We start from the raw sequence: 676 nt of genomic DNA on the forward strand, positions 1-676 counted from the left end.
AATGGTTACTCGATAAATTTCATCATCTGTAATATCTTCAGCCCGACTAATTTTACTGATAGCAGCTAAGACAATACGCTGTTCTGTAGAACTTAATTGATATGAAGCCTCAATTACTTGATTTGATTTAACTACTAATTCTTTTTTATATGTACTCATCATTTCTATGTCTATAAACTTAACTATGAGTAATATAATTCTCTCATAGTTAGTAGTCAATCCCTCATAGTTAAGTAGTCAATCCCTCATAGTTAGTAGTCAATCCCTCATAGTTAGTAGTCAATCCCTCATATTTAAGAGCTGAAAGCATTGATATAAAAGGCTTTCAAGCCGCCTAAAATATTTAAAATATTTAAAATTAATAAAAAAGACATTATGAAAAATTGCCCTTGGTTTTCGCTTCGCTCAAACTCTATTGAACTTCGCTAAAGCTCAGTTCGTTGAGGCAATTTTTTGCAAATACCTGGAATAAATTCTCTAAAAGCAAAAGCAACTCGGAATTCGCTACGCTCATCAGTTTTTTATGCTCGCTACGCTCGGTCTAGAAGCAGATTAAGTCTGTTCGCACCCATTCGGGATGCTCTGGATCTAAGTCTTAGCAGTAAAAGGGAGCTTGTTATCAGAGAAAAAGCATAGCGAGAATTTTGATTGCATCAGTTCGCTCGTAGACACTCGC

1 protein-coding gene is annotated in these 676 nt (G+C 35.1%); it reads right to left on the reverse strand.

The annotated features are described in order from the left end of the window. The coding region (locus RR876_RS16945) for a RepB family plasmid replication initiator protein (RefSeq protein WP_332637185.1) at positions 1-162 on the reverse strand (162 nt) is incomplete at its 3' end. Positions 163-676: the final 514 nt, after the last annotated feature.

The sequence above is a fragment of the Acinetobacter sp. genome (assembly GCF_036666595.1).
Lineage (GTDB): Bacteria > Pseudomonadota > Gammaproteobacteria > Pseudomonadales > Moraxellaceae > Acinetobacter.